Raw genomic sequence first — 26,451 nt, forward strand, 5'->3', positions numbered from 1 at the left:
ACACATAAATCTATGAGAAACGCAAATATTTTGCAAATTTTGATGTCGCTTTTTTATGAGGTAGCATTAAACTTTGATGATGACCACGATGCTTTAATTAAAATCACCAGCGAAAATGAAATCAAGGAACAGCTTCAAAAGGCAGGTCTAAGCGCAAAAGAGCTTAATTTAACTATGAAATGGCTTGAGAATTTCTCACAGCCTGACAAACATACGCAAATCAGCTATCAACAAAACGCCATTCGTGTATTCTCAGCAGTTGAGAAAAACATTATTCCAGAAAACTGTCTTGATTTACTTGCACAACACTATCAAGCTGGCGATATCAACGCCACTGAGTTTGAGTTTATTCTTAACCAAATCATTGAACTTGATGCAGATACTGTGACTGAAGAGCAGTTTATGTGGGTATACGATATGACCATGGCCAATAGAGGCAATGTAAAAGATAAATTTATCAATGATACTAAAACACTTGAACAAGAGCGGGCCTATCCGCTTGTTTCAATCTTGTTTCACTAAGTTTCAAACGTTTAATTGCTGCCAACGTTCCGGTGTACCAACATCACACCAGTTTTCATGAAATATTTCACCTGTTACGGCCTTGTTGTCAATCGCACTTTGCCAAATAGCAGGCAATGAGATGCGCTGATTTACCTGAATTTCAGTAAACAGTGCTTTCTTGCAAATACTGATACCTGCATAAGTATAGGTCGACCCAGTGCGGCTAGTGATACATCCTGTCGTACTTAAAGAAAAATCACCTTGTAGATTATGTTTAGGGTTAGGGACTAAAACAAGATGCGCAAGTGAGGTTAGTTGATTTGCAGAATCAAGCAAAGCCTTATAATTATAGTCCGTAAAGACATCGGCATTTGCAACAATAAACGCATCACTCAACCAGGGAAGTGCCCGTACAATGCCACCACCTGTATCAAAAGCATCTACCGGCTCATGCAGATAAATAATCTCAACACCCCATTTTTGACCAAACCCCACCGTATCAACAATCATTTGTCCAAGATAAGCAACATTGATAACGATTCTTTGAATACCTGCTTGCGCTAATGCGCTAATTTGACGCTCAATAAGTGTTATTCCATTTACTTTAATTAAAGGTTTTGGTGTTGTATCTGTAAACGGCTTCATTCTTGTGCCGCGCCCTGCGGCTAAAATCATTGCTGATATTTTTTTATTTTTCTCCATGGTGATCCATTACTTGTTTATTGCATTGCGGCAATATAAAAGTATATCGCAAAAAAATGCATGATACTGCCAAGAAGTACAAATAAATGCCAAATAAAATGACAGTATTCTATGGTCTCATCCAGCATATAAAATACAACGCCACTGGTATATAAAATGCCACCTAAAACAATAAATGCCAAACATCCTGTGGGCAATGCCTGGATAAGTTGCGCAATAAAACCAAGCGCCACCCACCCCATAATCACATATAAAGCAGTAGATACCCAGTTATCACCAAAAGCAACAAGCTTATAAAAAATACCCAGAACACTCGCACTCCATAAAATGGTTAAAACAATCCAGCTAAAAGGTGGTTGCAAACCAACCAGCGCAATTGGTGTATACGTTCCTGCGATTAGAATATAGATATTAATATGATCAAACTGCCTAAAAAAGCGTTTCAACACTGGATTTTTTGCAGCATGATACAAACTTGAGGCACAATACATCGACACAAGTGTTGCACCGAAGATAGAAACAGCAATTAAATTAATCACACTTACATCCATCGCACGTATAATAAGTAATACCAGTCCCGCAATACTTAATATTGCACCGATTACATGTGTAATCGTATTCAAAGCCTCTTCTTTATGTGAATACATATCGGCTTTGTCTAATGCATTTATCTGTCGTGCTTTCATTTTCAATGCTTTATCTATGGTGGATAGTCTTATTGTGCGTTATATGTTGGTATGACGCAAAGCATTATTTTTTTCTCTATCTGACTGACGCTTTTTTATTTTTTGTGATTTCCTGTATTGAGCTGCCTGCTTTGCTTTCTCCCCAATATGCCCTTCTCCTCGCATACGTGCTAATGCTGCTTGTTTTTGGCGCTCAGCAAAACGTGCCTTTTGTGCTTTTGATGTCTCATGATAACAGTGATGACATGACACACCTTTTTCATATTGTGGCTTTTGTTTATCTTCCTCGGTAATAGGACGTCTGCAAGCATGACATTGATCATAATGGCCTTTCTCTAGACCATGATCAACGGCAACGCGTGAGTCAAAGACAAAGCACTCGCCCTGCCACAAAGATTCCTCTTTTGGCACTTCCTCTAAATATTTTAAAATCCCGCCTTCTAAATGATAAACCTCTTCAAAACCTTTTTCCTTCAAATAAGCCGTTGATTTTTCACAACGAATCCCACCTGTACAGAACATGGCAACCTTTTTATGTTTGGTGTGATCAAGGTTTTCAGCCACATACTCAGGAAACTCACGAAAAGTTTCTGTGTGGGGATTAACTGCATTTTTAAACGTGCCAATATTGATTTCATATTCATTGCGCGTATCTACCACCAAAACCTCTGGATCTGAAATCAGCTGATTCCAGTTACAAGGTTTGACATAAGTCCCACACACTTTGCGCGGGTCAAGCCCTTCAACACCTAATGTAACGATTTCTTTTTTTAATTTCACTTTAGCGCGATGAAAAGGAATATTGTCATCAAATGATTCTTTATGTGATAAATCTGCCAGTCGTGGATCAGATTTTAGATAACATAACAAAGCATCGATACCGGCTTGTGTGCCGGCAACCGTACCATTAATACCTTCTTTTGCCAAAAGCAAGGTTCCCTTAACACCGTTTTCTTGCATTACTTTTAATATTGGCGTTCTTAATGACTCAAAATCATCAAGACTTACAAACTTATACATTGCAGATACAACATACTTTGACATCACTTTAATCCTTTTTTATTTCTTTCTTGTATTTTGCGCTAGTAAGCGCCATTAACATTATCGTTTATGACTTAAAGCGCTATTAATTTGTGCGCATTATACACGATTCATCAATAATGCTGAATTATAAAGTGACGAATTTCATTACTTAAGTTACGCACTTTCCATTTTTAAATACTGCTTTTCAAGGGCTTCCCATTAATCCTACCTGGTTGATCACTCAAATATTTTCAGGCACCTAAAGTGCATAACTTCAGCGAATTAAAACATCCATAAAAAAAATACTGCAATATTAAAGCACAACTATTACAATAGTGGCTGTTTATAGTTATTGAATGCGCATGCGTTTTGCAAAATAAAAAATAAGGTAAATTATTATGTTTAAGAGTTTATCAGATCGATTAAATACTACATTAGATAAAATCAAAGGCCAGGGCCGTTTAAGCGAAGACAACATAAAAAGCGCCTTGCGTGATGTTAGAATGGCATTATTAGAGGCAGATGTTGCTTTGCCTGTTGTCAAACAATTTATTCAACGCATTCAAGAAGAAGCGTTGGGTGAAAAAGTCAAATCAAGCCTAAGTCCAGGACAGACATTTATCTCTATCGTTAAAAAAGAGCTTGAACATACCTTAGGTGAGAAAAATGAAACGCTAAACCTTGCAGCACAACCACCGGTTGTTATTTTAATGGCAGGCTTGCAAGGTTCAGGTAAAACAACATCAACGGCGAAATTGGCAAAGTTTTTAAAAGAACGCCAGCAAAAAAAGGTGATGGTTGTCAGTACGGATATTTACCGCCCTGCTGCTATCCATCAGCTTGAAACACTGGCAACAAGTCTTGATATTGATTTTTGCCCTTCTAATGAGCATGAAAAACCACTTGATATTGCAAATCGCGCACTTACATCTGCTAAACAGAAAGTTTGTGATGTGCTTATTATCGATACAGCTGGACGCCTGCACATTGATCAAAACATGATGGAAGAAATTAAATCTTTACATCAAGCGACTTCACCCACGGAAACGTTATTTGTTGTTGACAGCATGACAGGACAAGATGCTGCAAATACCGCCAAGGCATTTAATGATGCTTTAGCATTAACCGGTGTGATTTTAACAAAAGCTGATGGTGATGCACGAGGCGGTGCGGCTCTTTCTATACGTGAGATTACCGGAAAGCCGATTAAATTTATTGGGACTGGTGAGAAAACAGATGCATTAGAAGCTTTCCACCCGGATCGAATTGCCGAGCGCATCTTAGGTATGGGAGATGTTTTATCTTTAATTGAAGAAGCCGAGCAAAAAGTTGATAAGAGTGAAGCAGCAAAGCTTGCTAAAAAAATCAAAAAAGGCAAAGGCTTTACCTTAGAGGATTTTAAAACACAACTTCAGCAGATGAAAAAAATGGGTGGTATTGGCAGCATGCTTGATAAGATGCCAGGGGCTGGCAAAATATCTGCAGGAATGAAAGATCAGGTAAATGATAAAATGTTTGTACAAATGGAAGCAATTATTAACTCCATGACGCCATTTGAAAGACGTAAACCTGAATTTATCAAAGCATCTCGTAAACAGCGTATTGCAAATGGTTCTGGCACACAAGTGCAAGATATCAACCGCCTGTTAAAACAATTTATGCAGATGCAGAAAATGATGAAAAAAATGAGTGGCAAAGGTGGCATGCGCAATATGATGGGCATGATGAATCAAGCAAAACAAGGCCAAGGTATGCCTGGCATGATGCCTCGCGGTGGCAAAGGGAAAAAAGGATTCCCCTTTTAATAATGTCGCCTTTTTATGGTAAAAGCATTATTGATATTGAAGATAACCTTCCTAAATATAAGAGCATTATAACTTCTTAAGAAAGCTTGCTTACCAGGCAATATACGCTCTTTAAACACTATTATCACTTTTTGTGGAATAACCACGTTTTAATGATTAATCTGCTAATAGACAATGGATGACCTTACTAAAAAACAGGAGATAATCATGAAACTTGATACTGTAACCTATACATGTAAAGACGGAACTTACCTTGAAACAGAAGTCCCAAGAGATATTAATCCCATGAGTTTCATTAAGAATGATTTTAATGATGAGGCACGCATAAAGGCTGTTTTCCAAGCACTTAATACGCCTAATTTCCGCCAGTCATATGTAGAGTTGCAACAAAATAATATGCTTAGCCAAGAAAATCTCGCATTTACCATAGATGCGCTTATTAATAAACAAAACAAAATGCAGGATAACGAATTTCAAAAAACAATCAAACGCTCCGATTCTACACAGCTTTTTATGACAGATACTAATGACAAACCCAGGAGGCCAAGATTGCTTACGGAGTATGATATAGAAGTACCAGATGACCTTAAAGATCCAAATAGCGGCCCAGCTTTGTAGCCATTTTCTCAAACATATAATGCGCCAGGGGATTAGTATATGAAGAATTGGTTATGGAAACAGCTGGTTGCACCAGCATCGAATCTAAATATTCATACCCAGATTAATCGACATTTAGATTTTATAGCAGCTCATCTAACACAGCAAAAGGCCAATGCTGATATTAACAAGATTAATACGCTAAGAAATCATCTCCACGCCAAAGATTTCGATAACCTAGAGATTGAGTTTTTGCAAGACCATAAACTACATGAATTATATGACTATCTTCAGCAACTATATGACTATCTTCAGCTAGTAAAAAATCTAAAGAATAAATCATTGGAGAATGATGATATTGCTGCTTTACTCAAAAAATATGAATATGCACAACTCAAGGATTGGCTCTACAATTCAGGGAACAACTCATTAAATGAAAGTGATATTAAAAATCATATTTATACACAAGCCGAAGCAGCATATCAACTAATACAAGTAAATGAGAAGAATGAGGATCCTTTACCTACGTTTGCTAATGAAGAAAATACACTGACTATCCTCATAGATGGTAATTGCTCAAATGCATTCTTCCCTAAGGATGAAGAACCTGCTAAAGAATTATGTGGTAGATGGTATCAGCAAGGCCACACCATTCGTGGAAAAGATATTTGCCAAGTTAGCTATATTGGCACAAAAAACCACAATGAAATGGTCAATCGTGTAGTTGATACTGTCTGTGATATGCAAAAACAATCTGGTAATAAATATAAAAATATACAGCTATGCGGAACATCACTAGGTGGCAATATCGCAATACATGCTGCAAAGCAAATAAAAAAAGCTAATAACGACCTGCAAGTGAGTGTGTCTACTTCTTCTTCTCCTATTTCAGGTACACGCTATGTGTGGGAGACGCTAAAAAGCTTACGCTTTCGAGGCAAGTGTATTGCAGCATTAGCAGCTTTAGTGTCTGCACCTTTCTATCTTGCTGCAAATATTTTAACATTAGGCTATGTACACCGTTCCATCAAAAATGCGCTTCCTAAAGCACCTGACCCAGAGAAACTGGAAAAACAAGGAATCACTATAAATACGACAAGAAAGGAAAATGATGAAGTTGTTCCTATAAAGGCACAGATAAAAGCAGCAACAGGAAAAAATGATCAACTTTATGTTGGGCCTAATCACAACGATCCAGTTCATGACATTGGAGACCACAATTTGCAAAAAGTTGATGTTGATGAAGAAAGCTCAATAGTATATCGTCATGATAACCACACTAACACAAACCAAAATAGCGATTTAAATCGTCGTTCTAATAGCCTCAAAGTTCCTTTACCTTTCCTCGAGAATGAACAACAACAAGAACAGAGCATCGTAATAAATCATGTAGCCTATAATTAAAACACACAACTATGGCTTTTCACTGAATAACTGCGCTTTTACCTGATCAATCGCCTCTTTATAAAATGATTGGATTTCGTCATTAGATTCCACACCAAAGCCAATCTGTTGTAATAAGCCATTTGATAAACCATAGACAACCGCATGAATCATCACATTTTGCCCACGCTTCCAGGCATCCTGGATTACGGTAGTTTTTGCAACATTCACAACCTGCTCGATGGCATTTAGCTCACACATTACCGCGTGCTTTTGTTGCATACAATCACTGCCAGATAATGGTGCCAACAATGCTTCATGCTTATCCTTAATATCCTGCACATGGCGAAGCCAGTTATCAATCAGGCCATGTGATTCATTACAGGTTGCAGCTTTAATACCACCACAACCATAATGACCACAAACCAAAACATGTTTTACCTTTAATACATCAACAGCATATTGCAGTACAGATAAAAAGTTCAAATCCGAGTGCACTACAACATTGGCGACATTACGATGAACAAAAATATCTCCAGGCATAAGCCCTAAAATCTCATTGGCTGGCACCCTGGAATCAGAACAGCCAATCCATAAATACCCCGGGGTTTGCTGTTTGGCTAATTGTTGAAAAAACTGTGGTTTTTCCTGACAGATTCTTTTAACCCAATCTTTATTCTGTTTCAATAATTTTGTTAAATGTTTCATTTGGCCTCCTAAATCGTCATCTCGCCACGCAGGTTTTTTTGCAAGGCTTCTTTAATATCTTCATGCGATAATCCCGGGATACTTAACAAATAAAAAAGCTTTGTTAACGCCGCCTCATCCGTCATATCAAAGCCGGATAAAACCCCTGCCCTAACAAGACCGATACTGGCTTCATAAGCGCCCATTTTAACGCCACCTTGTAAACATTGTGAGCAGTTAATAATAATCACCCCACTTTGGCTTGCTTTAGATAAAATACGCAGGATATTTGGGGTATTTGCAATATTTCCTGCACCATAGGTTTTTAGGATCAGCCCTTGAAGTGGGGGCTGTAATACCTTTTCTAAAATGGATTCATCCATGCCCGGAAAAATCGTTAAAATGGCAATTTTTGGAATACCAAGCGATTTAAACTCAAGTGTTGTTATCGATTGATTTTCTGCTTGTAATAACTTACTTTCATCCAATACAATATCAATCCCAACTTCACCCAAAAGTGGATAATTTGGCGAGGCAAATGCATTCATTCCGGCTGAGTTAATTTTCACCGCGCGATTACCTCGCATTAACTGCTTATTAAAATAAACACAAACTTCTGCAATACGCTTATCAGCTGCTAAAATCAAACTGTGTAAAATATTATCTGTGGCATCAGATCGAAGCTCTGAAATAGGAATTTGTGATCCTGTACAAATCACAGGCTTTTGCAGATTTTTAAGCATAAAAGATAATGCTGATGCCGTATATGCCAATGTATCGGTACCATGTAATATCACAAAGCCATCATACGCTTTATAATGCTTAACAATGTCTAAAGCAATGGTAATCCAGTCTTCAGGTCTGATGTTAGCTGAGTCGATCAACTGATCATATTCATGAATCACAAATTCAGGTACAGCATCATGGTAAAAATCTTTAATCGTTTTTATTTTATTGAGTAAATAGCCTTTTTCAGGAGCATAACCATTGGTTGTTTTCACCATGCCAATGGTGCCGCCTGTATAAATGACATAAATCTTTTTTTCTTTATTCGTCCCCAAATCAAATCCTCACTTTAACGCCTCAACACCTTTATTTGCTAGTGCATCTGCTTTGTCATTTAATGGATGGTTACTATGGCCTTTCACCCAATGCCAATGAATCGTATGCTTTTGACAAAGCGCATCAAGCTTCTGCCATAAATCCTGGTTTTTTACCGCCTTTTTAGCAGCCGTCTGCCAGTTACGCTTTTTCCAATTCTCAAGCCAACTGTTAATGCCTTGCTGTACATATTTAGAGTCCGTATAAAGATCCACATCGCAATGCCTTTTCAGACTTGACAGTGCCTTAATGGCAGCCATAAGCTCCATGCGATTGTTTGTGGTATCCTCCTCGCCACCATAAATTTCTTTGGTTGTATGTTTGTATTGTAAAACTGCCCCCCAGCCACCTTTTCCAGGGTTCCCTTTACAAGCACCATCCGTATAAATCGTTACTTTTTTTGTGGTAAATAACATTCTTTAACCTTTAGCTATGTGCTTTGATATCAACTGCATATTTACTACGTGCAGGTTTTAACTGCCCTGCATTGGCAAACAAAGGTGTCAGCGGCAATACATTTTTAGCAAAACACGCAGTAAAACAACAAGAATAAACCTGAGGGAAAACACAGCTTAACCAGCTGCTTAAGCGATTTACAGCAAAATCATCATAGTAATGGCATTGCGTTTTCTCAAGTTTTTCCTTATACAGCCACTTGCTGATGCTTCGCAATGGAATATTGGTCTCTTGAACAATCAATAAATAGCCATCATCACTTAACACGCGTGTAACCTCTTTTGCGATCGCATGATTGACGGCTTCATCCTCAAAGAACACATTGACAAGAATTATTACTTCAAACAATTTGCCTGGGAAAGGCCATTGATCAGCTGAAAATCTTGCACCACGTGCATTGCTTTTTTTTAGAAAACCACTGCTGTCATAGTGGTGAAGCGCTTTTAGCTGCTCAAAAAATGGCAATTCTTCAAAAGAAATGCATAAACTATGCCTTGCATTAAAACGTGCTAACAATTGCTGTAAATCTTCTGATTGTCTAGAATGCATGCACAATTAATTCCATTGCTATTTTAAGCATACAGTGTAACGCTAAATCACGGTTTGTTGAATCATTTTATTCATCCTTTCAAAGTAATCCGGGCATGTTTTACTCACACTTTGCGCACCATCGATGACAACGCCATCTTGTTTTAATCCAATAAGCGCTAAAGACATGGCAATACGATGATCGTTATAACTTTGTACTGTTGCCGAACGAAGCTTTGATTTTTTTGGATCAATATAGATACTGTCTTCATCTATTTTGGCATACACACCAAGCTTTGATAAGCCTTCATACATTGCAAGAATCCGATCAGATTCCTGCCCCTTCGTGTGGGCAAGCCCTGTAAGATGTGTAGGTGTTTGCGCAAAACAGGCAATCGCAGCAACCGTCATAAATGTATCAGAGAAATTACGCATATTGATATTAACGCCCTGAAGACTAGAGTGCCCAATTACCGTGATACCACCGCTTTCTTCTATCACATCACACCCCATCTGTGCTAAAACATCCAAAAAACGAATATCGCCCTGTATGGCTTTTTTGCTTACATTTTTCACTTTAACCTGGCCTTGCGTGATCGCCGCAGCCGCCCAAAAATAAGAAGCCGTTGAAATATCTGGCTCAATCACATAATCTCTTGATTGATAACATTGATCTTTTTCAATCGTATAGCCGGCTTGTTTAATCGTCACATCCACACCAAAATCCCGCATTAACTGCAATGTCATCTTGACATAGGGCTGAGGATGATCTGTTTTTGATTGAATCAATAATGGCTTCTTTATTAAAGGGCTTGCAAGAAGAAGCCCTGATAGAAACTGACTGCTTTTATCTCCTGAAATCGTTACACTTTCCCCTGCTAAACCACAAGACTTAATCGTCATTGGTAGCTGATCTGTTCTCTCATGATACATTGCCTTCATTCCAAGATCAGTAAGCACATCAAGCAGTTCTTTAATAGGTCTTTGGCGCATTCTTTTGGCCGCATCAATAAAATATTCACCTGTCATTTGTACTGCACATAATGGAAGAATAAAGCGTGTTAAGGTGCCTGCTTCATCACAAAAAATACTTGCTTTTTTATTGGGGAAGACGCCTCCACAACCTTCTATTTTAATACGCCTTACCTGTGGGTCGTATGCAAATGCCACACCTAATGATTCAAGTGCATTAATGCCAGCTAAGACATCTTTATTCGCTGGTACATTATCAATAACTGAGACACCTTTGGCACATGCGGCAATTAACAATACTCGATTCGCAAGGCTTTTAGAACCAGATAAATTAATCTCACCAATAATTGGCTGATCTACAACGGGTAAACTTTTTTGCATATATTTTTATAACTCAACAAAACATTACGTTTTAGTTTATAAGCCTAAGATAAATTGTCACCTTTTTTTTGCTATTGATTGTAATCAATAAGTGCCTGTTTATTTTCACAAAACGTGCCTGCTGTGCTACAATCAGCGCCAACTATTCCATGCTAATTAAAGGCAAGCTCTATGCAGTTTGATTATGATGTTATTGTAATTGGCTCAGGTCCAGGCGGTGAGGGTGCAGCAATTAAAGCTGCCAAAGCCGGATTATCTGTTGCTATCGTTGAAGCCAAAGAGATTGGTGGCAACTGCACACATCGTGGTACTATCCCATCAAAAGCCCTTCGGCACACTGTTGCGCATTTTGCTTTTCATAAGAAATACCATGATTATAGCTATCCACAAATGTTACAAAATGCCAATCACGTAATTCAACAGCAAACTGAGCTGAAAACAGGGTTTTATAAACGCAATGATGTGGCAATGCTACATGGCTTTGCAAAATTTACAGACCCACACACCATCTGTATTCACCGGCAAAATGAACATGAAACCTTAAACGAAACTTACACGGCTAAATACTTTGTAATCGCGACAGGTTCAAGACCTTATCACCCAAGTGATATTGATTTTAACCACCCAAGGATTCTAGATGCAGATAGTGTTTTACACCTTAAAGAAAGCCCTAAATCAATTACGATTTATGGCGCAGGTGTTATTGGTTGTGAATATGCTTCTATTTTTCGCACACTTAAAATTCGTGTAAATTTAATTAATAATCGTCAACGGTTGTTATCATTCCTGGACCATGAGATTATTGATGGGCTCAGTTACCATTTTCGTGAACAAGGTATTCGTACAAGACATAATGAGCATTATGATACGGTTGTCGCCAATGACCATGAAGTTATCATGAGTTTAAAATCAAATAAAGTCATCAAATCTGATTATCTGCTATTTGCGCAAGGGCGAACCGGTAACACTGATCAACTTGGGCTTGATAGCCTCGGCATTGAAGCAAATATCCGTGGCTCCATTGAAGTTAATGAAAATTACCAAACGCTAAAACACCCACATATTTATGCTGTTGGTGATGTTGTGGGTTATCCTTCTTTAGCTTCTGCTGCCTTTGACCAGGGCCGATTTGCCGCCTCACATATCATCTTTGGTAAATGTGATGCACACTTAATCAAAGATATTCCAACTGGCATTTACACCCTGCCTGAGATAAGCTCTGTTGGAAAAACAGAACAAGAGCTTACTGAGGAGAAAATCCCTTATGAAATTGGCCATGCTTTTTTCAAAGATCTTGCACGCGCGCAAATTTCAGGTAAAACAACGGGCATGTTAAAGATAATTTTCCACCGAGACAGCTTGAAAATATTAGGGATTCATTGCTTTGGCAATCAGGCATCTGAAATCATTCATATCGGCCAGGCGATTATGTCGCAAAAAGGTAAAGCCAATACGTTGATGTACTTTATCAACACAACCTTTAACTACCCAACAATGGCAGAAGCTTATCGTGTTGCCGCACTAAATGGCATCAATCGTTTATAATTTATTTCGAACTTGTGCTATTTATTTTTATTTATCTGTTATCATAATGGCACTGATCTGGCGACCCGTTTTGCCATCCCTTCGATAGGAGAAAAACTGATCCGGGTTTTCATAAGTGCATAACTTCGCATCTATGATATTGATACAATCACACTGTTGTATAATCGATTTGGCAATTGCCTTTAAATCCATTAAATATCTAGTATCAGATTTTGCCTTAAAAGCCTTTGCCCATTGTATATTTTTTTGTGTAAACATACGCATAACTTCTTCACCAACTTCAAAACACTGCTGACAGATAACAGGCCCAAGCCACGCAATAAAAGGCCTGTCAAATTGTGTTAATGTATTTTCAATCACACCATTTAGCAAGCCTCGCCATCCAGCATGAATTGCAGCAACCTTGGTTTGATCGCAACTTGCGATAAGTATGGGTAAACAATCAGCGGTTTGCACTAAACATAGCTGATTTTTTTGTGTTGCAATAATGGCATCTGCTTTTGTGTCTTTATTCAAAACGCTATCAAACAATACCGCTTGATTCCCATGGACTTGATGCAACCAGCGTATAGAAGCCTCTTGATTAAGATAATTAAATAGGCGCCGACGATTTTCTTCTATATGCACGAAAGCATCACCGACATTGTCACTGAAATTCAATGAAGCAAAAGGCGAAGCGCTCGCCCCACCCTGGCAATTGCTATAAAAAGCCTGGATATGCGCAAGGCCAAGCGCAATCTCAACAAATCCCTCAGGCATTGATTGTTTTATAATTATCTTTAACGTACTGCGCAACGATTAGCATAAACTCATCTGCAATATTATCACCACGCAAGGTAAACGCCTTTTTACCATCGATAAATACAGGGGCTATCGGCGCCTCCCCCGTGCCTGGCAATGAAATACCGATATTGGCATGTTTGCTTTCACCTGGACCATTTACCACACATCCCATCACGGCCACCTTCATGTTCTCAACACCAGGGTAATCTGCTTTCCAATACGGCATCTGTGTATATAGATAATTTTGAATCTTATCCGCTAATTCACGAAAGAACGTGCTTGTTGTACGCCCGCAACCAGGGCAAGACGAAACCGTTGGGTTGAATGCTCTTAACCCCATGGTCTGCAAAATTTCCAAACAGGTTTTTACTTCATTTGTTCTAGGCGCCCCAGGCTCTGGCGTTAATGATACACGAATGGTGTCGCCAATGCCTTGTTGTAATAAAATACCCAAGCTTATACTGCTGGCAACAATACCTTTAATCCCCATTCCAGCTTCGGTTAACCCCAAATGCAGTGGATATTTACATTCTTTGGCAAGCTTCTGGTAGACTAAGATAAGATCTTGCACATCGCTGACTTTGCAAGAGATAATAATCTTGTTTTCCGCCAAACCCAAAGACTCTGCATATTTCGCACTTTCTAATGCTGAGCTAATCAATGCCTTATGCATAATTTCACGGGCAGATAAAGGGGTGGGCAAACGACCATTATTGTCCATTAATTTTGCTAAAAGCGCTTGATCTAAACTACCCCAGTTCACACCAATTCGTACGGGCTTGTTATATTCAATCGCCTTTTCAATAATCTGCGCAAACTGTGTGTCTTTTTTCTTCCCAAAACCAACATTGCCTGGATTTATTCGATATTTATCCAATGCCCGCGCACAATCAGGAAACTCATGCAAAAGTCTATGGCCATTATAATGAAAATCCCCAACCAAAGGCACATCACATCCCTTTTGCAAAAGCTTTTCTTTTATCTGGCTTACCGCCCTGGCAGCTGCTTCATCATTCACCGTAATCCGGACAATTTCACTACCGGCACGATAAAGTGCCAAAATCTGATTGACGGTTTTCTCAATGTCAGCTGTTGCTGTATCTGTCATTGATTGTACAACCACAGGCGCTCCGCCACCGATTGTTACATTGCCCACTTGAACTGGGATGGATTTATGTATATTTGGATACGCCTTGGACATCATCATCTTTTTTACTTAATTTTTTGGCTAATAATACTTTCAAGCTTTACTGTATCTTCAGCAAACTTTCTTATTCCTTCGGCTAATTTTTCTGTTGCCATTGGATTTTGGTTCATCGCCCATCTAAACATTTTCTCATCAATTATTGTATCTGTATGATCTGCTAATGGGACTGCATCTTTAGATAATTGCTGTACAAGTGAAGCTTGATCTGACTCAAGTTGCGCCAATAATTCAGGCGAAATCGTTAATGCATCGCAACCTGCTAACGCTTCAATCTGGCCAACATGGCGAAAACTTGCCCCCATCACCACAGTTTGGTAGCCAAATTTCTTATAATGCTGATAAATCTCTTTCACAGATTGCACACCCTTATCTTCTGCGACATCTGGGAAATCTTTTTGCCCTTGTTGTTTCATATACCAATCGGTAATTCGTCCAACAAAAGGTGAAATAAGATACACATTACTTTGCGCACAAGCAATCGCCTGAACCAAATCAAACATTAGCGTTAAATTACAGCAAACACCTTCTTTTTCTAAAATTTCAGCTGCTTTAATGCCCTCCCAAGTTGATGCAATTTTAATCAAAACACGATCTTTGTCAACCCCATGCGCCTGATAACTGGCAATTAACTCTCGCGCATATTCAATTGTTTTTTCACAATCAAATGAAAGCCTTGCATCAACCTCAGTAGAGACGCGCCCAGGAACGACTTTTAATATCTCCACGCCAAAGGCTGTAGAAATATTAAGCATCGCCTTATTGATGTCTTTGGTATTTGATAAAGCACTTTTCACCACTTCATCATATTCTGGCATCAAAACCGCCTTTAGCAACAAGCTTGGGTTTGTTGTTGCATCTTGCGGCTGGTATTTTTTTATCTGTGTAAAATCACCTGTATCTGCCACGACCTTAGTCATTGACTTTAACTGCGTTAATTTATTCAACGGGGTTACCTATCGTCTATTTTCTTTTTTCCCCATTATACCACCGGTAAACCATTTTGCAGCAATTCTGGCAATAACAGGGTAAAAACTATGACATTTCAATACGAAATTGGCTAGAATACCAGGAACCATGCTGTAAAAATAATATAAAGGACTATCATGATTGATCGCAACGAGTTAAAAAGACACCTGGATGAAATCCTTGCTGTGAACGAAATCCAAGATTACTGCCCCAATGGATTGCAGGTACAAGGGAAAAAAGAAATCCAAACAATAATCACAGGTGTTACGGCAAGCCTTGCGTTAATTGAGAAAGCCATTGAAATGAAGGCAGATGCAATCATCGTCCACCATGGCTATTTCTGGAAGAATGAATCTTATCCAATTACTGGTATGAAATATCAACGCATTTCACAATTAATCAAGCATGACATTAATCTTTTTGCCTATCATTTACCATTAGATATTCATCCAAGTTGTGGCAATAATGCCCAGCTTGCAAAACGACTTGACTTGAAAGTCTTAGGCCCTTTTGATACCAATACACATCCAAGCTATGGCATTATATGTCAAAGTACCGCTATCTCAACTGATCAACTGGCAAGCAACATTGAAAAGGTGCTTGATAGAGCACCACTTGTTGTTGGACCTGATAAAGAACAAATCAGTAAGATCGCGCTTTGCACAGGCGGTGCGCAAGATTTTATTGAGCAGGCTTTTCATGCCGGTGCTGAAGTGTATATCTCAGGGGAAATTTCAGAAAGAACCACACATATTGCCAATGAATTAGGCATTACCTATATTGCCGCAGGACACCATGCTACTGAGCGCTATGGTATCAACGCACTTGGAGAGCATTTAGCAAAACAATTTAAAATTGACCATCATTTTATTGATATTAATAACCCTGTGTAAGATTTTTATGATATAGTTCTTAATAGATCAGTTTTATGAGATATATGATATGCCTACAAGTGATGCTGCAAAAACTCGGCTGATAAAAAAATATCCCAACAGGCGCCTTTATGACACTAATACAAGTAGTTATATCACGATGGAAGACATTGAGTCACTGGTGCATAGTGGAGAAGATATTCAAATCATTGATAATAAAACCGGAAAAGACATTACACGAGGCATTTTAATGCAGATTATTAATGATCTGGAAGAAAAAAGCCCACAACAAATGTTCAGTAATGCTTTTTTATCACAAGTTATTAAATCCTATGGCACAGATATGCAAAACACACTGGTATTGTGTTTTAATAAAACACTGGATTTATATCTTGGTCAGGAAAAACACATGCGAAACCCAGATAAAAGCCCGCACCAGCTATCTCCTGATACCTACTTTAACAGCATTGCCAGGGAGAATATCAGTCGTTGGCAGAAGTCATGGGAAAATCTTAAAACAAAGCCTAAAAAATAAATGACAGAATCTTTATATCCTTTTATGTCAAAGTATATTCATCTTATTTTCCACTATTTCTATTAAAAGCATCAACTTCAAGGAGGCAAAATGTCAAAAATAAAATCACAGGATAATGTTGCTAAAGTATCTGTTTTAGCAGGAACTGGTGGGATGTTGGAGTTTTATGATTTTATACTTTACATCCTTTTTTCTGACCAGATCACTCAGGCATTTTTTGTTGATATTCAATCTGAATATATTAAAAATTTGATTGTTGTGGCGATTTTTTCTATTGCCTACATCGTGCGCCCAATCGGTGGTTTTTTTATTGGCTGGCTTGGTGATAACATTGGGCGCAAAAAAAGTTTTTCGTTTACTATCTTGCTGATGGGTGTTTGTGTGCTTTTAATGGGTATAATGCCAACCTATGCACAAATTGGCTTGACGGCACCAATTATCTTTGTTTTATTAAGAGTTATTCAGGGGTTTGCCCTAGGTGGCGAGCTGCCTGGTGCCATTGTGTTTGTCTATGAGTCTGTTGAGCGCAGAGGATTGGCACTTGGGATCATGTTTGCCATGGTCTTTTTAGGCTTTTTACTCGGTGACATCATGAGTATAGTTCTACATGCTGTTTTTGGTCAATACGCTTGGCGTGCTGCCTTTATAAGCGGCTCATTTGTTGCCTTTGTTGGGTTTTATATCCGCCAGCGCCTGGAAGAAACAAAGCTTTTCAGCACATTAAAAAATAAACAAAAATTTCCCTTACTTGTTTTGCTTAAAGAGCAGTTTAAAAGCCAGGTTGGTGCAATTTTATGTGTTATTATTGTCGCGTTTAATGGCGTTGTTGTTTCACTTTATTTACCAAAATATTTGCAAAGCCATTTACACTATACCCATGCTTTTTTTGACCCGATGGTTCTGGCAAGCGCAGTTATTAATATTATTGTGATTTTCGCAGCAAGTTTATTAACTGATTATATTAACTATCGGAAACTATATGTCATCATGGCAGCCTGCCTTATTATCTTTAGCTACCCTGCATTTTTACTTATAAGTCTTAATACGGCAGGCTGGGTATTTATTGGGATTGTGATTATTTCTTTTATACCATCGGTTACCACCGGTTTATTTATGCGCATTTTATGTGAATCTTTTACAACAGATGTACGATTTTCTGGTGTTGCTATTGGTTATAACCTGGCATTTGCATTAGTTGGCGGCTTTGCACCATTAGTTTCTGAGGTTTTAATTCACGATGTTAATGTGGTATTTGGTCCATCAATTGTTGGTATCGTCTGTGGTATTTTAGGGTTAATATCGATGCGCCTGCTAAAAAAGCGCTATTGATTGATTACCCATCATCAGCACCTAAAACACGTACGTCTCACTGCCGCTATACAATCTCTTTGTTCAATTTGATTTTGCTGAAGAATCATCCATTTTCAGACATCAAATACTGAATCAGCCGACGCCGGTCTGCCTCGGTGTAGAAGTTATCTTTAAACAACCAGAATGACTTTTTAATCTTCTTCCCTTGCGCTATAACACATAGTTCCATATAGAAAAAATGCGCAAAAAAATACTTTTTATCTACAAAGACATTATCAAACCACCGCCCGGTGATATATAAATTCATCTGAGACCGATAAGCCATCAATAAAAGCATGATGATTTGTAATTGATCCTGTTTAATCCAATAATAAAATTGCGCAAATAATGCCAATAACCATAACAACAATGCAAGGTATAATAAACGATCGTTTAGCAGCAATAAGCATACACCCAGCACAAATAGATAAAAGCTTACTAACATCGCAATTTTTATCTTTGATGGTTTTAGTTTGATCTGGTGGGTCTGCATTAACTGTGCTGTAAAATTTTATTATGGTTTTTAGAGCATAGTTCATTTTATATATGTTGCCATTCTTACCAATGGCCAAAACCAAAATGTGTTCCTTATCAAAGGAGCGTCGTCCTCGCCTGGCGGGGATCCATGTGATAAACGTAAGTAACTCAAGGCAATAACGGCCAAACCCAAAAGGCTATTCTTTTAGGTTTTCTGCAATTGGATCAGTCTTTGCATACGGCTACAACCTTTATTGCTCAGGAACAACTCTGGCGTGGATTCCCGCCAAAGCTTTGCTTTTCAGGAATGACGGCACTGAGAATATTTAGTAACCAACCAGACAGCATGAATGAGAAGTCCTTGACGTAATATATAAAAATAGGAAGTACGTAACTTCAATTTACAACGCTTTCTGGATATCTCTATTTGATTTGTATTGTACAATATAAAAAATGTGATATTATCACATAAAATGGAATCGTCTCAAAGAGATAATAATGAAGCAAATACTTAGATATTTCACTGGTTTACTGTTAATTGTACTAATGACGTTTCAACTGTCACAAGCAAAGATACATATCGTTGCAGCAGAGAATTTTTATGGTAATATCGCATCGCTTATTGGCGGGGATTATGTAGAAGTTAACAGCATTATCAATAATCCAGATACAGACCCACATTTGTTTACCACATCCACAAAAACAGCTATTGCGATTAATAAAGCCCAGATTATTATTTTTAATGGTGCCGGCTATGACCCATGGATGCAGCAATTACTTAATGCGCAAAGCAGCAATAATAAAGTTGCCGTTATTAACGTTGCTGAACTTATGCAGGTTAAAAAGGGAGCTAACCCCCATATATGGTATCAACCTGCAACCTTTCGGACACTTGCACAAACATTAGCTGATAAATTTAGCCAGATAGATCCTAAACATAAAAAAACCTTTGAATTAAATTTACAGACATTTTTACAGCGCTATGAAAAAATTGACAAACAAATTCAAACGATCAAGGACAGCACATCAGGGCTTAAGGTGACAGCAACCGAACCTGTTTTTAATTACATGGCGCAAGCCTTGGGCTTTAAAATGCTTGGCACCAAATTTCAATGGGTAATCATGAATGATGCAGAACCCACACCGCAAATGTTTATTGCTTATCAACAATTATTCACACAGAAAAAAGTTCAATTGCTATTTTATAACCTGCAGGTAAAAGATGACCAAACGGCAAAAATACTGGCTTTAGCTCAAAAGAACAATATCCCCGTTGTTGGTGTTTATGAAACCATGCCGCAAAATAACAATGTGATCACGTGGCTTTCTTCCACACTTGATCAGGTCGAAAAAGCATTAAATGAGCTAAATAACCATGACAAATAACATTATTTGCCACAATCTTCTTTTAGGCTTTGGACACAAAGCATTAACAAAACCGTTAGATATCACCATTAAAACCAACCAATGGGTGGGCATCGTTGGTGAAAACGGTATTGGCAAATCCACCTTTTTTAAAACCATTCTTGGAATACTACCCCCTGTAGGTGGTGAAATTACCGTTATGGGCAAATCACCTAAAAAAGCAAACCGGCAGATAAGCTATATCCCTCAAGAAAGAGAGATTAACGTTATGGATAATACCACAGCCCTTACTTTAATTAAGGCAAGCTACAAGGGAAGCGCCTGGGGTTGGCCACACTTTGGCAAAAATTTTACCAAAACACTTTATAACCTACTTGAAATTGTTGGCGCCAGACACTATGTGAACCAACCCTTTCACACCTTATCCGGCGGTCAAAAAAAACGTATTTACCTTGTGCAGGCATTGATTAACCAGCCTAAACTCATCCTTTTAGACGAACCTTTATCCGATTTAGATCCTCAAGCAAAACATGATTTTATTAATGTATTAAGATACATTCACCGTAAAAAAAATTTAACATTATTAATCATCTCTCATGATATGCATGAAATTGCCCATGAGTTAGATACGTTTATTCACTTTAAAAACCAGCAGGTACATTTTTGCCATGAATTACCCTGCTTAAGAGAAGATGCCGATGTTAACTTATAGCTTTATGCAATACGCCTTTATCGCTGGCACATTAATTGCGATTATCTGTGGTATTGTCAGCTTTTTTGTTGTATTACGCAAAACGGCTTTTGCTGCACATGGATTAGGTCATATCAGCCTATCTGGTGCTGCCGGTGGTGTTTTAATTGGGATATCCGCCATATCAGGACAGCTTATTGCCAACGTTCTTGCTGGCATTATTATGGGACTTTTGGGAGATAAGATTAAAAAAAATGATCTGGCAGTTGGTATTGTGCTTACTTTTTTTTTAGGTCTTGGCGCTTATTTCTTATTTTTATATCAAAGCGGCTATGCCGGTTCAATTATGTCTATTTTATTTGGCAATATATTAACTGTTTCACTGACACAAATCACCCTGTTGATCATTATGACGTGTGTTATCATTTTAACGCTTCTTATTATTGCTCGACCACTTTTCTTTAGCAGCATTGACCCAACACTTGCCGAAGCCAAACATGTTCCAAATCGCCCTTTATCCGTTATCTTCTTTTTAATCTTAGCCCTCACGGTAACTATGGCCTGTCAAATCGTAGGCGTGTTACTTGTATTTGCTTTATTGATTGGCCCTGCTGCCATTGCGCTTCAATGGTGTGATGGCTTTTATCGCTGCATTGCTTTAAGTATTGCTGTAGCAATTGGCACAATCTGGGTTGCATTAACCGCAGCCTTTTATATTGATTTACCTGTAAGCTTTTGTATTACTATGATTATTGCACTTTTGTATGGGATTGGTTTAATCAAAGAGCATATCAAATCATGATCAAGCTCAATGATATTAAAGCTTATTGCCTTAGGCATCAGATCAGGCTCACACCTCTGCGCTTAAAGGTAATTGCAGCATTAATCACACAAAACCAGCCCATTAGCGCATATGATTTATTAGCAATATTAAAAAAAGACAAGCCTGAGATAAAAATCATGTCCGTGTATCGCGTACTTGATTTTTTACAATCTCATCATATCGCACACAAAATTGATGCCACGCACACCTATAGCCTATGTTGCCATCCAAGTGATCAGTTATGCCAGTTATTTATTTGCCAAAGCTGCGGGAGAAAATTTGAAACACACGCGCAAAGTGTTTATGAATCTATTAGCAAGCTTGCTGATGATAAAAAATTTATCATCAAGCAAAGCAAAATTGAGCTTATTGGTTTATGCCATCTCTGTGTGGGTGTTATTGACTAATCCAAGCGCTTTATCTGCATTAACATATGGCAAACCAAGCGCTAAAGCGACAGGCTCAGAAGTCAGAGCCCCTTCATGTACATTTAAGCCATTTTTCAAATGCTTATCTTCTGCCATTGCTTTTTTATAACCTTTATTTGCCAACGCTAATGCAAATGGTAATGTTGCATTATTTAAAGCAACCGTTGATGTCCTGGCAACCGCACCTGGCATGTTAGCCACACAATAGTGTACAACTTCATCAACAATATACGTTGGTTCTTGATGTGTTGTTGGCTTTGATGTTTCAAAGCATCCACCTTGATCAATCGCAACATCCACAACGACCGAGCCTTTACGCATCGACTTAATCATCTCTTTTGTCACAAGTTTTGGTGCTGCGGCACCTGGCACTAAAACCGCACCAATGACTAAATCTGCTTCTTGTACATATTTTTCCAAATTATCTTTGGTTGCAAAAATACAATTAAGCTTTGGTCCAAAGTAATCGTCTAGTTCGCGCAAACGATTTAGCGACTTATCTAATACCGTCACATGGGCTTCCATGCCAATCGCCATACGAATAGCATTAAGTCCAACAACGCCACCACCAATAACAACGACTTTTGCCGATTTCACACCAGGCACACCACCAAGTAGTACCCCACTGCCACCTTGTGCTTTTTCTAAACAATGCGCACCTGCTTGAATTGATAAACGTCCTGCCACTTCACTCATTGGCGTTAATAAAGGCAAACGACCTTCATTGTCCGTGACGGTTTCATAAGCAATTGCTGTGCAACCTGATTCAAGTAAAAGCTTTGTTTGCAATGGATCAGGCGCCAAATGCAAATAGGTAAACAATAGCTGTCCTTTTTTAAGCATTTTACACTCGTCAGGTTGTGGCTCTTTTACTTTAATAATCATGTCTGCCTGATCAAAGACATCTTTTGCTGTTGGCACAATTTCAGCGCCAACGGTAACATAATCTTCATTTGAAAACCCAATAGCATCACCGGCATTATGCTCAACAATCACCTTATGCCCATGATGCATAAACTCAGCAACATTGCCAGGCGTTAAGCCAACGCGATACTCATGGTTTTTTATTTCTTTTGGCACACCAATAATCATTCATTTTCTCCTTTTTTTAATTCAGTTAAACTCAACAATCATTGAAGCTTAATTTTATTTATATCTTTAAAGGCCAACATATATACGCTAGTTATATCGTAACCATCAACTGTTTTATAGCATTTTTATCTTTTTAGAAAGTCCCAACCTTACATCTGGATAAATGCCTTCAATATAACAACAGTTCGTTATGGAAATACCCCAAAGTATTCTAAAATCGCTGAAACAACTATAACAGTTTTCTTAAAAATGCCAACTATTATTTGAATGTTGTTAGATTACTACAAAAAACAATAAAAACACCAATAAAATTGCTGGAGTTTTGCACATTAAGGCGCTGCCATCCTTACCTGGCGGGAATCCACGTGACTATCGTTGGGTGCCCAAGGAAGTTATGGCCATAATTAGTCGTCCCTGAAAAAGTCAAATTTTTTCATAGTTCATGACTCAAAATACACCTACCCATAAAAATGTCTTATCAAATATTTTGATTTCTTGAGTATCATGCCTCTATCAGGTTGTAATATATACAGTTTGCAAAAAATACGGGCAAGCGCGTTTCGTAAGCCAAGGCCTATCCTATTATCTTTGACGAGTTAAATGGTTGTATTGCTATGCAGGTGCTAGTAATCTAAGCACATGCTTAAGGTTGATACCAATGCCTGCACAAATGGCATTGATTTTATCTCCAGACTTACCCTTGAGATAATTGCGATCCATACCATGATCTGACTTTAAATGACCAATCAGTGGCTCAATGCTTGAGCGCCGTTTCATCCGCTTTTTAATACCTCGCTTTTGACCTGAACGATACACAGCAATATCCGTAATACCATGACCTCGATAACCACGATCAACATGTGCTTCTTTGACTTGAACGCCGCTCAACTCTTTTGCTTTTAACAAAGCGCCTTTCAGTGTATGACCATCGTATCGATTACCATGTATTGCATGTGAGCATAGGACCCAACCAGATTTTGCAGTGGCCACAATAGATGTCTTAACACCAAATTCATACTGTTTGTGCGCTTTCCCTGACGAAGTCGCTTGCTTGGACGACCCGTCGACTCACTAAAGTTATTTGAAAGATGATGCCTTTCCAGCTTATCCCAGTCAACAAAATCAGCTAATAAACATAGCTTGTGGCCAAGGTCAATTTGTGCTGATAGCTCTGTTTTAAAAAAGTCTTTGCTTTCTTCAAATTCTTGATCTTTATTACGCATGAAATTGCAAGGTTTTACATCATAGATGCTATAAATCTTGTAATTTATCTCTCAAAATTTCAAGTGAAATCGTCGTGTTTATAAGGGATGAGGCTATTTTTCAGGGACGACTAGCTAAAATTACTTATATCCAAAATACAAACTTCTGACCTTTAATGTAAGTTTCTTGAATATAGGCTTGATAGTCATTCATTGAATGTAAAGATAAGAGATATTTTATTTTTTCAGGTGCAGACTTTGGCACTAAAGGAGCCAACCCACCATTTTTATCTGAATCATCTGAGACAAGCTGACTATAACCAAATGGGTGAGTTTTAAAGATAAGAGGCAGACTAACTACAGGGTCACCAATGATTGAAGTTTGGCAATTAGGATTCCCAATGTTATAGAAATGGATATAATGAGAAAAAGTTGATTCATACTTCTGTACAAAATCCGCCATATATATAGGGCCTTCTGCATAGGTGATTAGCTGTATATCATCACCAGAAACTTTATATTTTGTATGAAGATATGCAGCAAACAAAGGCGCAACAGATCCGCCAAGGCTATGGCCTGTGACAATAAATTTTGCTTGATTCTTTGTTGCTATTGCGATTTCTTGATCTAACGTTAAGTACGTATTATCGCTATAACTATTTAGAGCAACAGACATATAATTATACCAGCCAGCAAGCACATGTGTTTTTGTGTTCAAAAACTCAACTGGCGTAACATCCAAATCTGTAAGCCAGTTAGACTTAGAATTGCTCCCTCTTACAACAATAAAGGCTATATTCGCTTTAGCATTATACGCGTAACCTATTTGAGTATCATATAAAAATTTAGGTATGACTTTATAACCGGTTTTACTCTCAATATTTTCCGTTTTTTTCATCAAAAGAAAGATGTTGGCCATAAGCTTATCGTATGGCATTTTATTTTGCATTTTTATATATGAATTTGCGATTGAATTTCCATTTTCATCATGTTTAAGTTTATTAAATGGCCAAAAGGGTCTATGAGTGTAGCGCTCTATATGATAGATGTTAGATTTATATAGGAATTGATTTTTGCAATTATTTTTACAATAAGCATTGTTTGATAAAAGCGCTGTAGCATTTACAGTTTCATTATCAATACCCACTACACCAGCATAAACTTGCTGTGATAAGCATGCCGCAAATAGCAAAAGTATTTTAAGTAATTTATGTCTCATTTGTTAAACCTCTTCTAGAAAATAAATAGTATCAATTTTATTGATTAGCTTAGAAATACCGTCTCAGTGCTAAGAATGCTACTTACGAAACAGTTCTCCATATATCATATTCTTTTGTTTATTATTTAAATCTGTGGTAATTTTACCTTTAGCGTAACATGTCATCGCCTGACCAAAACCTTGTATCTTTATCAAACTGTAGCCATATTAATAATGCTAATGGGTATCGCAATTTCACAAAAGAACCATCAAATATTTTATGGTCAAATATCTGCTTTCTACGATACAGAGTATCGTTTTCCAATATAAACATTGGGGTTCTATTAATCATTGATTCTGGATGAGGTAAATAATCAATCACGCCATATTTAACTGGCGTGTTACCTGATTTAAAGGCATCATAAACTTCCTGAACTGAAGTTTGTACTGCCTTAATCATTATTTCCAGGTTTCTACGATTGACATGGTCATACCCCCTAGCGTCTCCATAGGCAACCCATTGATCACCATTATTATTTCTAACATGTAGACCATAAAGATTATCTTCATTATGCATCGTGCCACTAAGCAAGCCACCTACAAATTTATTAGACTGCTCTGTTAATTCTTTTCTAGGAACTCTCATATGACCTGCTGCAAACATATCTGTTAAAAAGTGATTGGCAAATCCATCTTCTGCATAGGCCAGTTTTAATAATGATAATGCCTTTTGTTGGTCTGCTTCATTATGTGCTTTGATTGCCGTATCAATCGCAGCAGCATGCCCAGCAGTATATGCGCTTAATGCATGACCGTTATGCGTAAAGTGATCCCAATTCTAATGGCACTAAGTTAAGCCGCCTTTTTGTATAAACCTCGAGCTTTTTTTAGTGGAGGATATGTCTTTGTTCTGCGTTTTCTGCACCGAGGCTCTTTGCGTCCTGTTCTGTTGGCGACCTGTTTATGGACAATGATTTTAAACAGTTGTCTGAGTATTTCTGGATCGTCTTTGCAGAGTAAATCAGTCTGTGAAAATATCCGTATACTTTGTAATGTAAGCTTAAAACTTAAACTACAAGACAAACGATCGTG

Annotated in this window: 30 protein-coding genes; 12 read left to right on the top strand and 18 right to left on the bottom strand. The window is 38.0% G+C overall.

Annotated elements, in window-relative coordinates:
* Positions 1 to 12 precede the first annotated feature (12 nt).
* Positions 13 to 522 (top strand): DUF494 family protein, encoded by a 510-nt coding sequence (locus DNK84_RS09145; protein ID WP_119344223.1) that lies wholly within the window; start codon positions 13 to 15, stop codon positions 520 to 522.
* A 3-nt stretch (positions 523 to 525) separates the two neighbouring features.
* On the opposite strand, the gene DNK84_RS09150 is transcribed toward DNK84_RS09145, so the two are convergent.
* Genes DNK84_RS09150 through trhO form a run of 3 tightly spaced genes read right to left on the bottom strand, consistent with a single transcriptional unit; the run spans position 526 to position 2,936 of the window.
* A complete protein-coding gene (locus tag DNK84_RS09150; protein ID WP_208123293.1) occupies positions 526 to 1,206 on the bottom strand; it encodes a nucleotidyltransferase family protein in 681 nt (226 codons plus the stop codon).
* A gap of 17 nt (positions 1,207 to 1,223) precedes the next feature.
* The gene (trhA, locus tag DNK84_RS09155) at positions 1,224 to 1,892 is read right to left on the bottom strand and encodes a PAQR family membrane homeostasis protein TrhA (RefSeq protein ID WP_119344224.1); all 669 of its coding nucleotides are present in this window, start codon (positions 1,890 to 1,892) and stop codon (positions 1,224 to 1,226) included.
* 39 nt (positions 1,893 to 1,931) lie between these two features.
* Positions 1,932 to 2,936 (bottom strand): oxygen-dependent tRNA uridine(34) hydroxylase TrhO, encoded by a 1,005-nt coding sequence (gene trhO, locus DNK84_RS09160; RefSeq protein WP_119344225.1) that lies wholly within the window; start codon positions 2,934 to 2,936, stop codon positions 1,932 to 1,934.
* 377 nt (positions 2,937 to 3,313) lie between these two features.
* On the opposite strand from trhO, the gene ffh reads away from it, so the two are divergent.
* From ffh to DNK84_RS09175, 3 genes are all read left to right on the top strand, one after another.
* A complete protein-coding gene (gene ffh, locus DNK84_RS09165; protein WP_119344226.1) occupies positions 3,314 to 4,720 on the top strand; it encodes a signal recognition particle protein in 1,407 nt (468 codons plus the stop codon).
* A gap of 207 nt (positions 4,721 to 4,927) precedes the next feature.
* Positions 4,928 to 5,338 carry a hypothetical protein gene (locus tag DNK84_RS09170; protein WP_119344227.1) on the top strand — a complete coding sequence of 137 codons (411 nt, stop codon included), beginning with the start codon at positions 4,928 to 4,930 and terminating at the stop codon, positions 5,336 to 5,338.
* A gap of 39 nt (positions 5,339 to 5,377) precedes the next feature.
* The gene (locus tag DNK84_RS09175) at positions 5,378 to 6,721 is read left to right on the top strand and encodes a hypothetical protein (protein WP_119344228.1); all 1,344 of its coding nucleotides are present in this window, start codon (positions 5,378 to 5,380) and stop codon (positions 6,719 to 6,721) included.
* Positions 6,722 to 6,730: 9 nt separating this feature from the next.
* Here DNK84_RS09175 and can read toward each other — a convergent pair whose 3' ends face one another.
* From can to aroA, 5 genes are all read right to left on the bottom strand, one after another.
* Entirely contained in the window at positions 6,731 to 7,408 is a 678-nt protein-coding gene (can, locus tag DNK84_RS09180) for a carbonate dehydratase (RefSeq protein WP_119344229.1), read from the bottom strand.
* An 8-nt stretch (positions 7,409 to 7,416) separates the two neighbouring features.
* Positions 7,417 to 8,391 (bottom strand): asparaginase, encoded by a 975-nt coding sequence (gene ansA, locus DNK84_RS09185; RefSeq protein ID WP_119344251.1) that lies wholly within the window; start codon positions 8,389 to 8,391, stop codon positions 7,417 to 7,419.
* A gap of 66 nt (positions 8,392 to 8,457) precedes the next feature.
* The gene (gene rnhA, locus DNK84_RS09190; protein WP_119344230.1) at positions 8,458 to 8,904 is read right to left on the bottom strand and encodes a ribonuclease HI; all 447 of its coding nucleotides are present in this window, start codon (positions 8,902 to 8,904) and stop codon (positions 8,458 to 8,460) included.
* A gap of 10 nt (positions 8,905 to 8,914) precedes the next feature.
* Entirely contained in the window at positions 8,915 to 9,493 is a 579-nt protein-coding gene (locus tag DNK84_RS09195; protein ID WP_119344231.1) for a hypothetical protein, read from the bottom strand.
* A 42-nt stretch (positions 9,494 to 9,535) separates the two neighbouring features.
* Positions 9,536 to 10,825 carry a 3-phosphoshikimate 1-carboxyvinyltransferase gene (gene aroA, locus DNK84_RS09200; RefSeq protein WP_119344232.1) on the bottom strand — a complete coding sequence of 430 codons (1,290 nt, stop codon included), beginning with the start codon at positions 10,823 to 10,825 and terminating at the stop codon, positions 9,536 to 9,538.
* A gap of 171 nt (positions 10,826 to 10,996) precedes the next feature.
* Between aroA and sthA the strand changes: the two genes are divergently transcribed.
* Positions 10,997 to 12,370: a Si-specific NAD(P)(+) transhydrogenase gene (gene sthA, locus DNK84_RS09205; RefSeq protein ID WP_119344233.1), complete on the top strand. Its 1,374-nt coding sequence runs from the start codon at positions 10,997 to 10,999 to the stop codon at positions 12,368 to 12,370.
* Between the two features lie 27 nt (positions 12,371 to 12,397).
* Here sthA and pgeF read toward each other — a convergent pair whose 3' ends face one another.
* The 3 genes from pgeF to tal are packed head-to-tail and all read right to left on the bottom strand — an operon-like array spanning position 12,398 to position 15,277.
* Positions 12,398 to 13,129 (bottom strand): peptidoglycan editing factor PgeF, encoded by a 732-nt coding sequence (gene pgeF / locus DNK84_RS09210; protein WP_119344234.1) that lies wholly within the window; start codon positions 13,127 to 13,129, stop codon positions 12,398 to 12,400.
* Positions 13,122 to 14,357: a flavodoxin-dependent (E)-4-hydroxy-3-methylbut-2-enyl-diphosphate synthase gene (gene ispG, locus DNK84_RS09215; RefSeq protein WP_208123294.1), complete on the bottom strand. Its 1,236-nt coding sequence runs from the start codon at positions 14,355 to 14,357 to the stop codon at positions 13,122 to 13,124. Before ispG ends, pgeF begins: the two co-directional genes overlap by 8 nt.
* 8 nt (positions 14,358 to 14,365) lie before the next feature.
* Positions 14,366 to 15,277 carry a transaldolase gene (gene tal / locus DNK84_RS09220; RefSeq protein ID WP_235826873.1) on the bottom strand — a complete coding sequence of 304 codons (912 nt, stop codon included), beginning with the start codon at positions 15,275 to 15,277 and terminating at the stop codon, positions 14,366 to 14,368.
* Between the two features lie 186 nt (positions 15,278 to 15,463).
* On the opposite strand from tal, the gene DNK84_RS09225 reads away from it, so the two are divergent.
* From DNK84_RS09225 to DNK84_RS09235, 3 genes are all read left to right on the top strand, one after another.
* Positions 15,464 to 16,219 (top strand): Nif3-like dinuclear metal center hexameric protein, encoded by a 756-nt coding sequence (locus tag DNK84_RS09225; protein ID WP_119344237.1) that lies wholly within the window; start codon positions 15,464 to 15,466, stop codon positions 16,217 to 16,219.
* Positions 16,220 to 16,268: 49 nt separating this feature from the next.
* Entirely contained in the window at positions 16,269 to 16,733 is a 465-nt protein-coding gene (phaR, locus tag DNK84_RS09230) for a polyhydroxyalkanoate synthesis repressor PhaR (RefSeq protein ID WP_119344238.1), read from the top strand.
* A 90-nt stretch (positions 16,734 to 16,823) separates the two neighbouring features.
* A complete protein-coding gene (locus tag DNK84_RS09235; RefSeq protein WP_119344239.1) occupies positions 16,824 to 18,062 on the top strand; it encodes an MFS transporter in 1,239 nt (412 codons plus the stop codon).
* Between the two features lie 85 nt (positions 18,063 to 18,147).
* Here DNK84_RS09235 and DNK84_RS09240 read toward each other — a convergent pair whose 3' ends face one another.
* On the bottom strand, positions 18,148 to 18,576 hold the full coding sequence (locus DNK84_RS09240) for a hypothetical protein (RefSeq protein ID WP_119344240.1): 429 nt from the start codon (positions 18,574 to 18,576) through the stop codon (positions 18,148 to 18,150).
* A 482-nt stretch (positions 18,577 to 19,058) separates the two neighbouring features.
* Between DNK84_RS09240 and DNK84_RS09245 the strand changes: the two genes are divergently transcribed.
* The 4 genes from DNK84_RS09245 to DNK84_RS09260 are packed head-to-tail and all read left to right on the top strand — an operon-like array spanning position 19,059 to position 21,846.
* Entirely contained in the window at positions 19,059 to 19,946 is an 888-nt protein-coding gene (locus DNK84_RS09245) for a metal ABC transporter solute-binding protein, Zn/Mn family (protein WP_119344241.1), read from the top strand.
* Positions 19,936 to 20,637 carry a metal ABC transporter ATP-binding protein gene (locus DNK84_RS09250; RefSeq protein ID WP_119344242.1) on the top strand — a complete coding sequence of 234 codons (702 nt, stop codon included), beginning with the start codon at positions 19,936 to 19,938 and terminating at the stop codon, positions 20,635 to 20,637. Before DNK84_RS09245 ends, DNK84_RS09250 begins: the two co-directional genes overlap by 11 nt.
* A complete protein-coding gene (locus DNK84_RS09255; protein WP_119344243.1) occupies positions 20,624 to 21,418 on the top strand; it encodes a metal ABC transporter permease in 795 nt (264 codons plus the stop codon). The genes DNK84_RS09250 and DNK84_RS09255 overlap by 14 nt, the downstream gene beginning before the upstream one ends.
* Complete coding sequence (locus DNK84_RS09260; RefSeq protein WP_119344244.1) at positions 21,415 to 21,846, top strand: Fur family transcriptional regulator; 432 nt, start codon at positions 21,415 to 21,417, stop codon at positions 21,844 to 21,846. Before DNK84_RS09255 ends, DNK84_RS09260 begins: the two co-directional genes overlap by 4 nt.
* Here DNK84_RS09260 and ald read toward each other — a convergent pair.
* From ald to DNK84_RS14650, 6 genes are all read right to left on the bottom strand, one after another.
* Positions 21,814 to 22,959: an alanine dehydrogenase gene (ald, locus tag DNK84_RS09265; RefSeq protein ID WP_119344245.1), complete on the bottom strand. Its 1,146-nt coding sequence runs from the start codon at positions 22,957 to 22,959 to the stop codon at positions 21,814 to 21,816. The genes DNK84_RS09260 and ald overlap by 33 nt on opposite strands.
* Positions 22,960 to 23,571: 612 nt before the next feature.
* Positions 23,572 to 23,865 carry a transposase gene (locus DNK84_RS09270; RefSeq protein WP_119344246.1) on the bottom strand — a complete coding sequence of 98 codons (294 nt, stop codon included), beginning with the start codon at positions 23,863 to 23,865 and terminating at the stop codon, positions 23,572 to 23,574.
* An 8-nt stretch (positions 23,866 to 23,873) separates the two neighbouring features.
* Positions 23,874 to 24,182 (bottom strand): hypothetical protein, encoded by a 309-nt coding sequence (locus tag DNK84_RS09275; RefSeq protein WP_119344247.1) that lies wholly within the window; start codon positions 24,180 to 24,182, stop codon positions 23,874 to 23,876.
* A gap of 124 nt (positions 24,183 to 24,306) precedes the next feature.
* The gene (locus DNK84_RS09280) at positions 24,307 to 25,308 is read right to left on the bottom strand and encodes a lipase family protein (protein WP_162902341.1); all 1,002 of its coding nucleotides are present in this window, start codon (positions 25,306 to 25,308) and stop codon (positions 24,307 to 24,309) included.
* 220 nt (positions 25,309 to 25,528) lie between these two features.
* Entirely contained in the window at positions 25,529 to 26,005 is a 477-nt protein-coding gene (locus tag DNK84_RS09285; RefSeq protein ID WP_162902342.1) for a hypothetical protein, read from the bottom strand.
* Between the two features lie 206 nt (positions 26,006 to 26,211).
* The coding region (locus DNK84_RS14650; protein ID WP_407920617.1) for a hypothetical protein at positions 26,212 to 26,451 on the bottom strand (240 nt) is incomplete at its 5' end.

The sequence above is a fragment of the Facilibium subflavum genome, from assembly GCF_003574485.1.
GTDB classification, from domain to species: Bacteria; Pseudomonadota; Gammaproteobacteria; order Francisellales; family Francisellaceae; genus Facilibium; species Facilibium subflavum.

Bases quoted from the DNA above. Each gene is read 5' to 3' on its own strand.
- DNK84_RS09145 (WP_119344223.1), top strand. From the start codon at position 13: ATGAGAAACGCAAATATTTTGCAAATTTTGATGTCGCTTTTTTATGAG.
- DNK84_RS09150 (WP_208123293.1), bottom strand. From the start codon at position 1,206: ATGGAGAAAAATAAAAAAATATCAGCAATGATTTTAGCCGCAGGGCGC.
- trhA (WP_119344224.1), bottom strand. From the start codon at position 1,892: ATGAAAGCACGACAGATAAATGCATTAGACAAAGCCGATATGTATTCA.
- trhO (WP_119344225.1), bottom strand. From the start codon at position 2,936: ATGTCAAAGTATGTTGTATCTGCAATGTATAAGTTTGTAAGTCTTGAT.
- ffh (WP_119344226.1), top strand. From the start codon at position 3,314: ATGTTTAAGAGTTTATCAGATCGATTAAATACTACATTAGATAAAATC.
- DNK84_RS09170 (WP_119344227.1), top strand. From the start codon at position 4,928: ATGAAACTTGATACTGTAACCTATACATGTAAAGACGGAACTTACCTT.
- DNK84_RS09175 (WP_119344228.1), top strand. From the start codon at position 5,378: ATGAAGAATTGGTTATGGAAACAGCTGGTTGCACCAGCATCGAATCTA.
- can (WP_119344229.1), bottom strand. From the start codon at position 7,408: ATGAAACATTTAACAAAATTATTGAAACAGAATAAAGATTGGGTTAAA.
- ansA (WP_119344251.1), bottom strand. From the start codon at position 8,391: ATGGTGAAAACAACCAATGGTTATGCTCCTGAAAAAGGCTATTTACTC.
- rnhA (WP_119344230.1), bottom strand. From the start codon at position 8,904: ATGTTATTTACCACAAAAAAAGTAACGATTTATACGGATGGTGCTTGT.
- DNK84_RS09195 (WP_119344231.1), bottom strand. From the start codon at position 9,493: ATGCATTCTAGACAATCAGAAGATTTACAGCAATTGTTAGCACGTTTT.
- aroA (WP_119344232.1), bottom strand. From the start codon at position 10,825: ATGCAAAAAAGTTTACCCGTTGTAGATCAGCCAATTATTGGTGAGATT.
- sthA (WP_119344233.1), top strand. From the start codon at position 10,997: ATGCAGTTTGATTATGATGTTATTGTAATTGGCTCAGGTCCAGGCGGT.
- pgeF (WP_119344234.1), bottom strand. From the start codon at position 13,129: ATGCCTGAGGGATTTGTTGAGATTGCGCTTGGCCTTGCGCATATCCAG.
- ispG (WP_208123294.1), bottom strand. From the start codon at position 14,357: ATGATGTCCAAGGCGTATCCAAATATACATAAATCCATCCCAGTTCAA.
- tal (WP_235826873.1), bottom strand. From the start codon at position 15,277: ATGACTAAGGTCGTGGCAGATACAGGTGATTTTACACAGATAAAAAAA.
- DNK84_RS09225 (WP_119344237.1), top strand. From the start codon at position 15,464: ATGATTGATCGCAACGAGTTAAAAAGACACCTGGATGAAATCCTTGCT.
- phaR (WP_119344238.1), top strand. From the start codon at position 16,269: ATGCCTACAAGTGATGCTGCAAAAACTCGGCTGATAAAAAAATATCCC.
- DNK84_RS09235 (WP_119344239.1), top strand. From the start codon at position 16,824: ATGTCAAAAATAAAATCACAGGATAATGTTGCTAAAGTATCTGTTTTA.
- DNK84_RS09240 (WP_119344240.1), bottom strand. From the start codon at position 18,576: ATGCAGACCCACCAGATCAAACTAAAACCATCAAAGATAAAAATTGCG.
- DNK84_RS09245 (WP_119344241.1), top strand. From the start codon at position 19,059: ATGAAGCAAATACTTAGATATTTCACTGGTTTACTGTTAATTGTACTA.
- DNK84_RS09250 (WP_119344242.1), top strand. From the start codon at position 19,936: ATGACAAATAACATTATTTGCCACAATCTTCTTTTAGGCTTTGGACAC.
- DNK84_RS09255 (WP_119344243.1), top strand. From the start codon at position 20,624: ATGTTAACTTATAGCTTTATGCAATACGCCTTTATCGCTGGCACATTA.
- DNK84_RS09260 (WP_119344244.1), top strand. From the start codon at position 21,415: ATGATCAAGCTCAATGATATTAAAGCTTATTGCCTTAGGCATCAGATC.
- ald (WP_119344245.1), bottom strand. From the start codon at position 22,959: ATGATTATTGGTGTGCCAAAAGAAATAAAAAACCATGAGTATCGCGTT.
- DNK84_RS09275 (WP_119344247.1), bottom strand. From the start codon at position 24,182: ATGCGTAATAAAGATCAAGAATTTGAAGAAAGCAAAGACTTTTTTAAA.
- DNK84_RS09285 (WP_162902342.1), bottom strand. From the start codon at position 26,005: ATGAGAGTTCCTAGAAAAGAATTAACAGAGCAGTCTAATAAATTTGTA.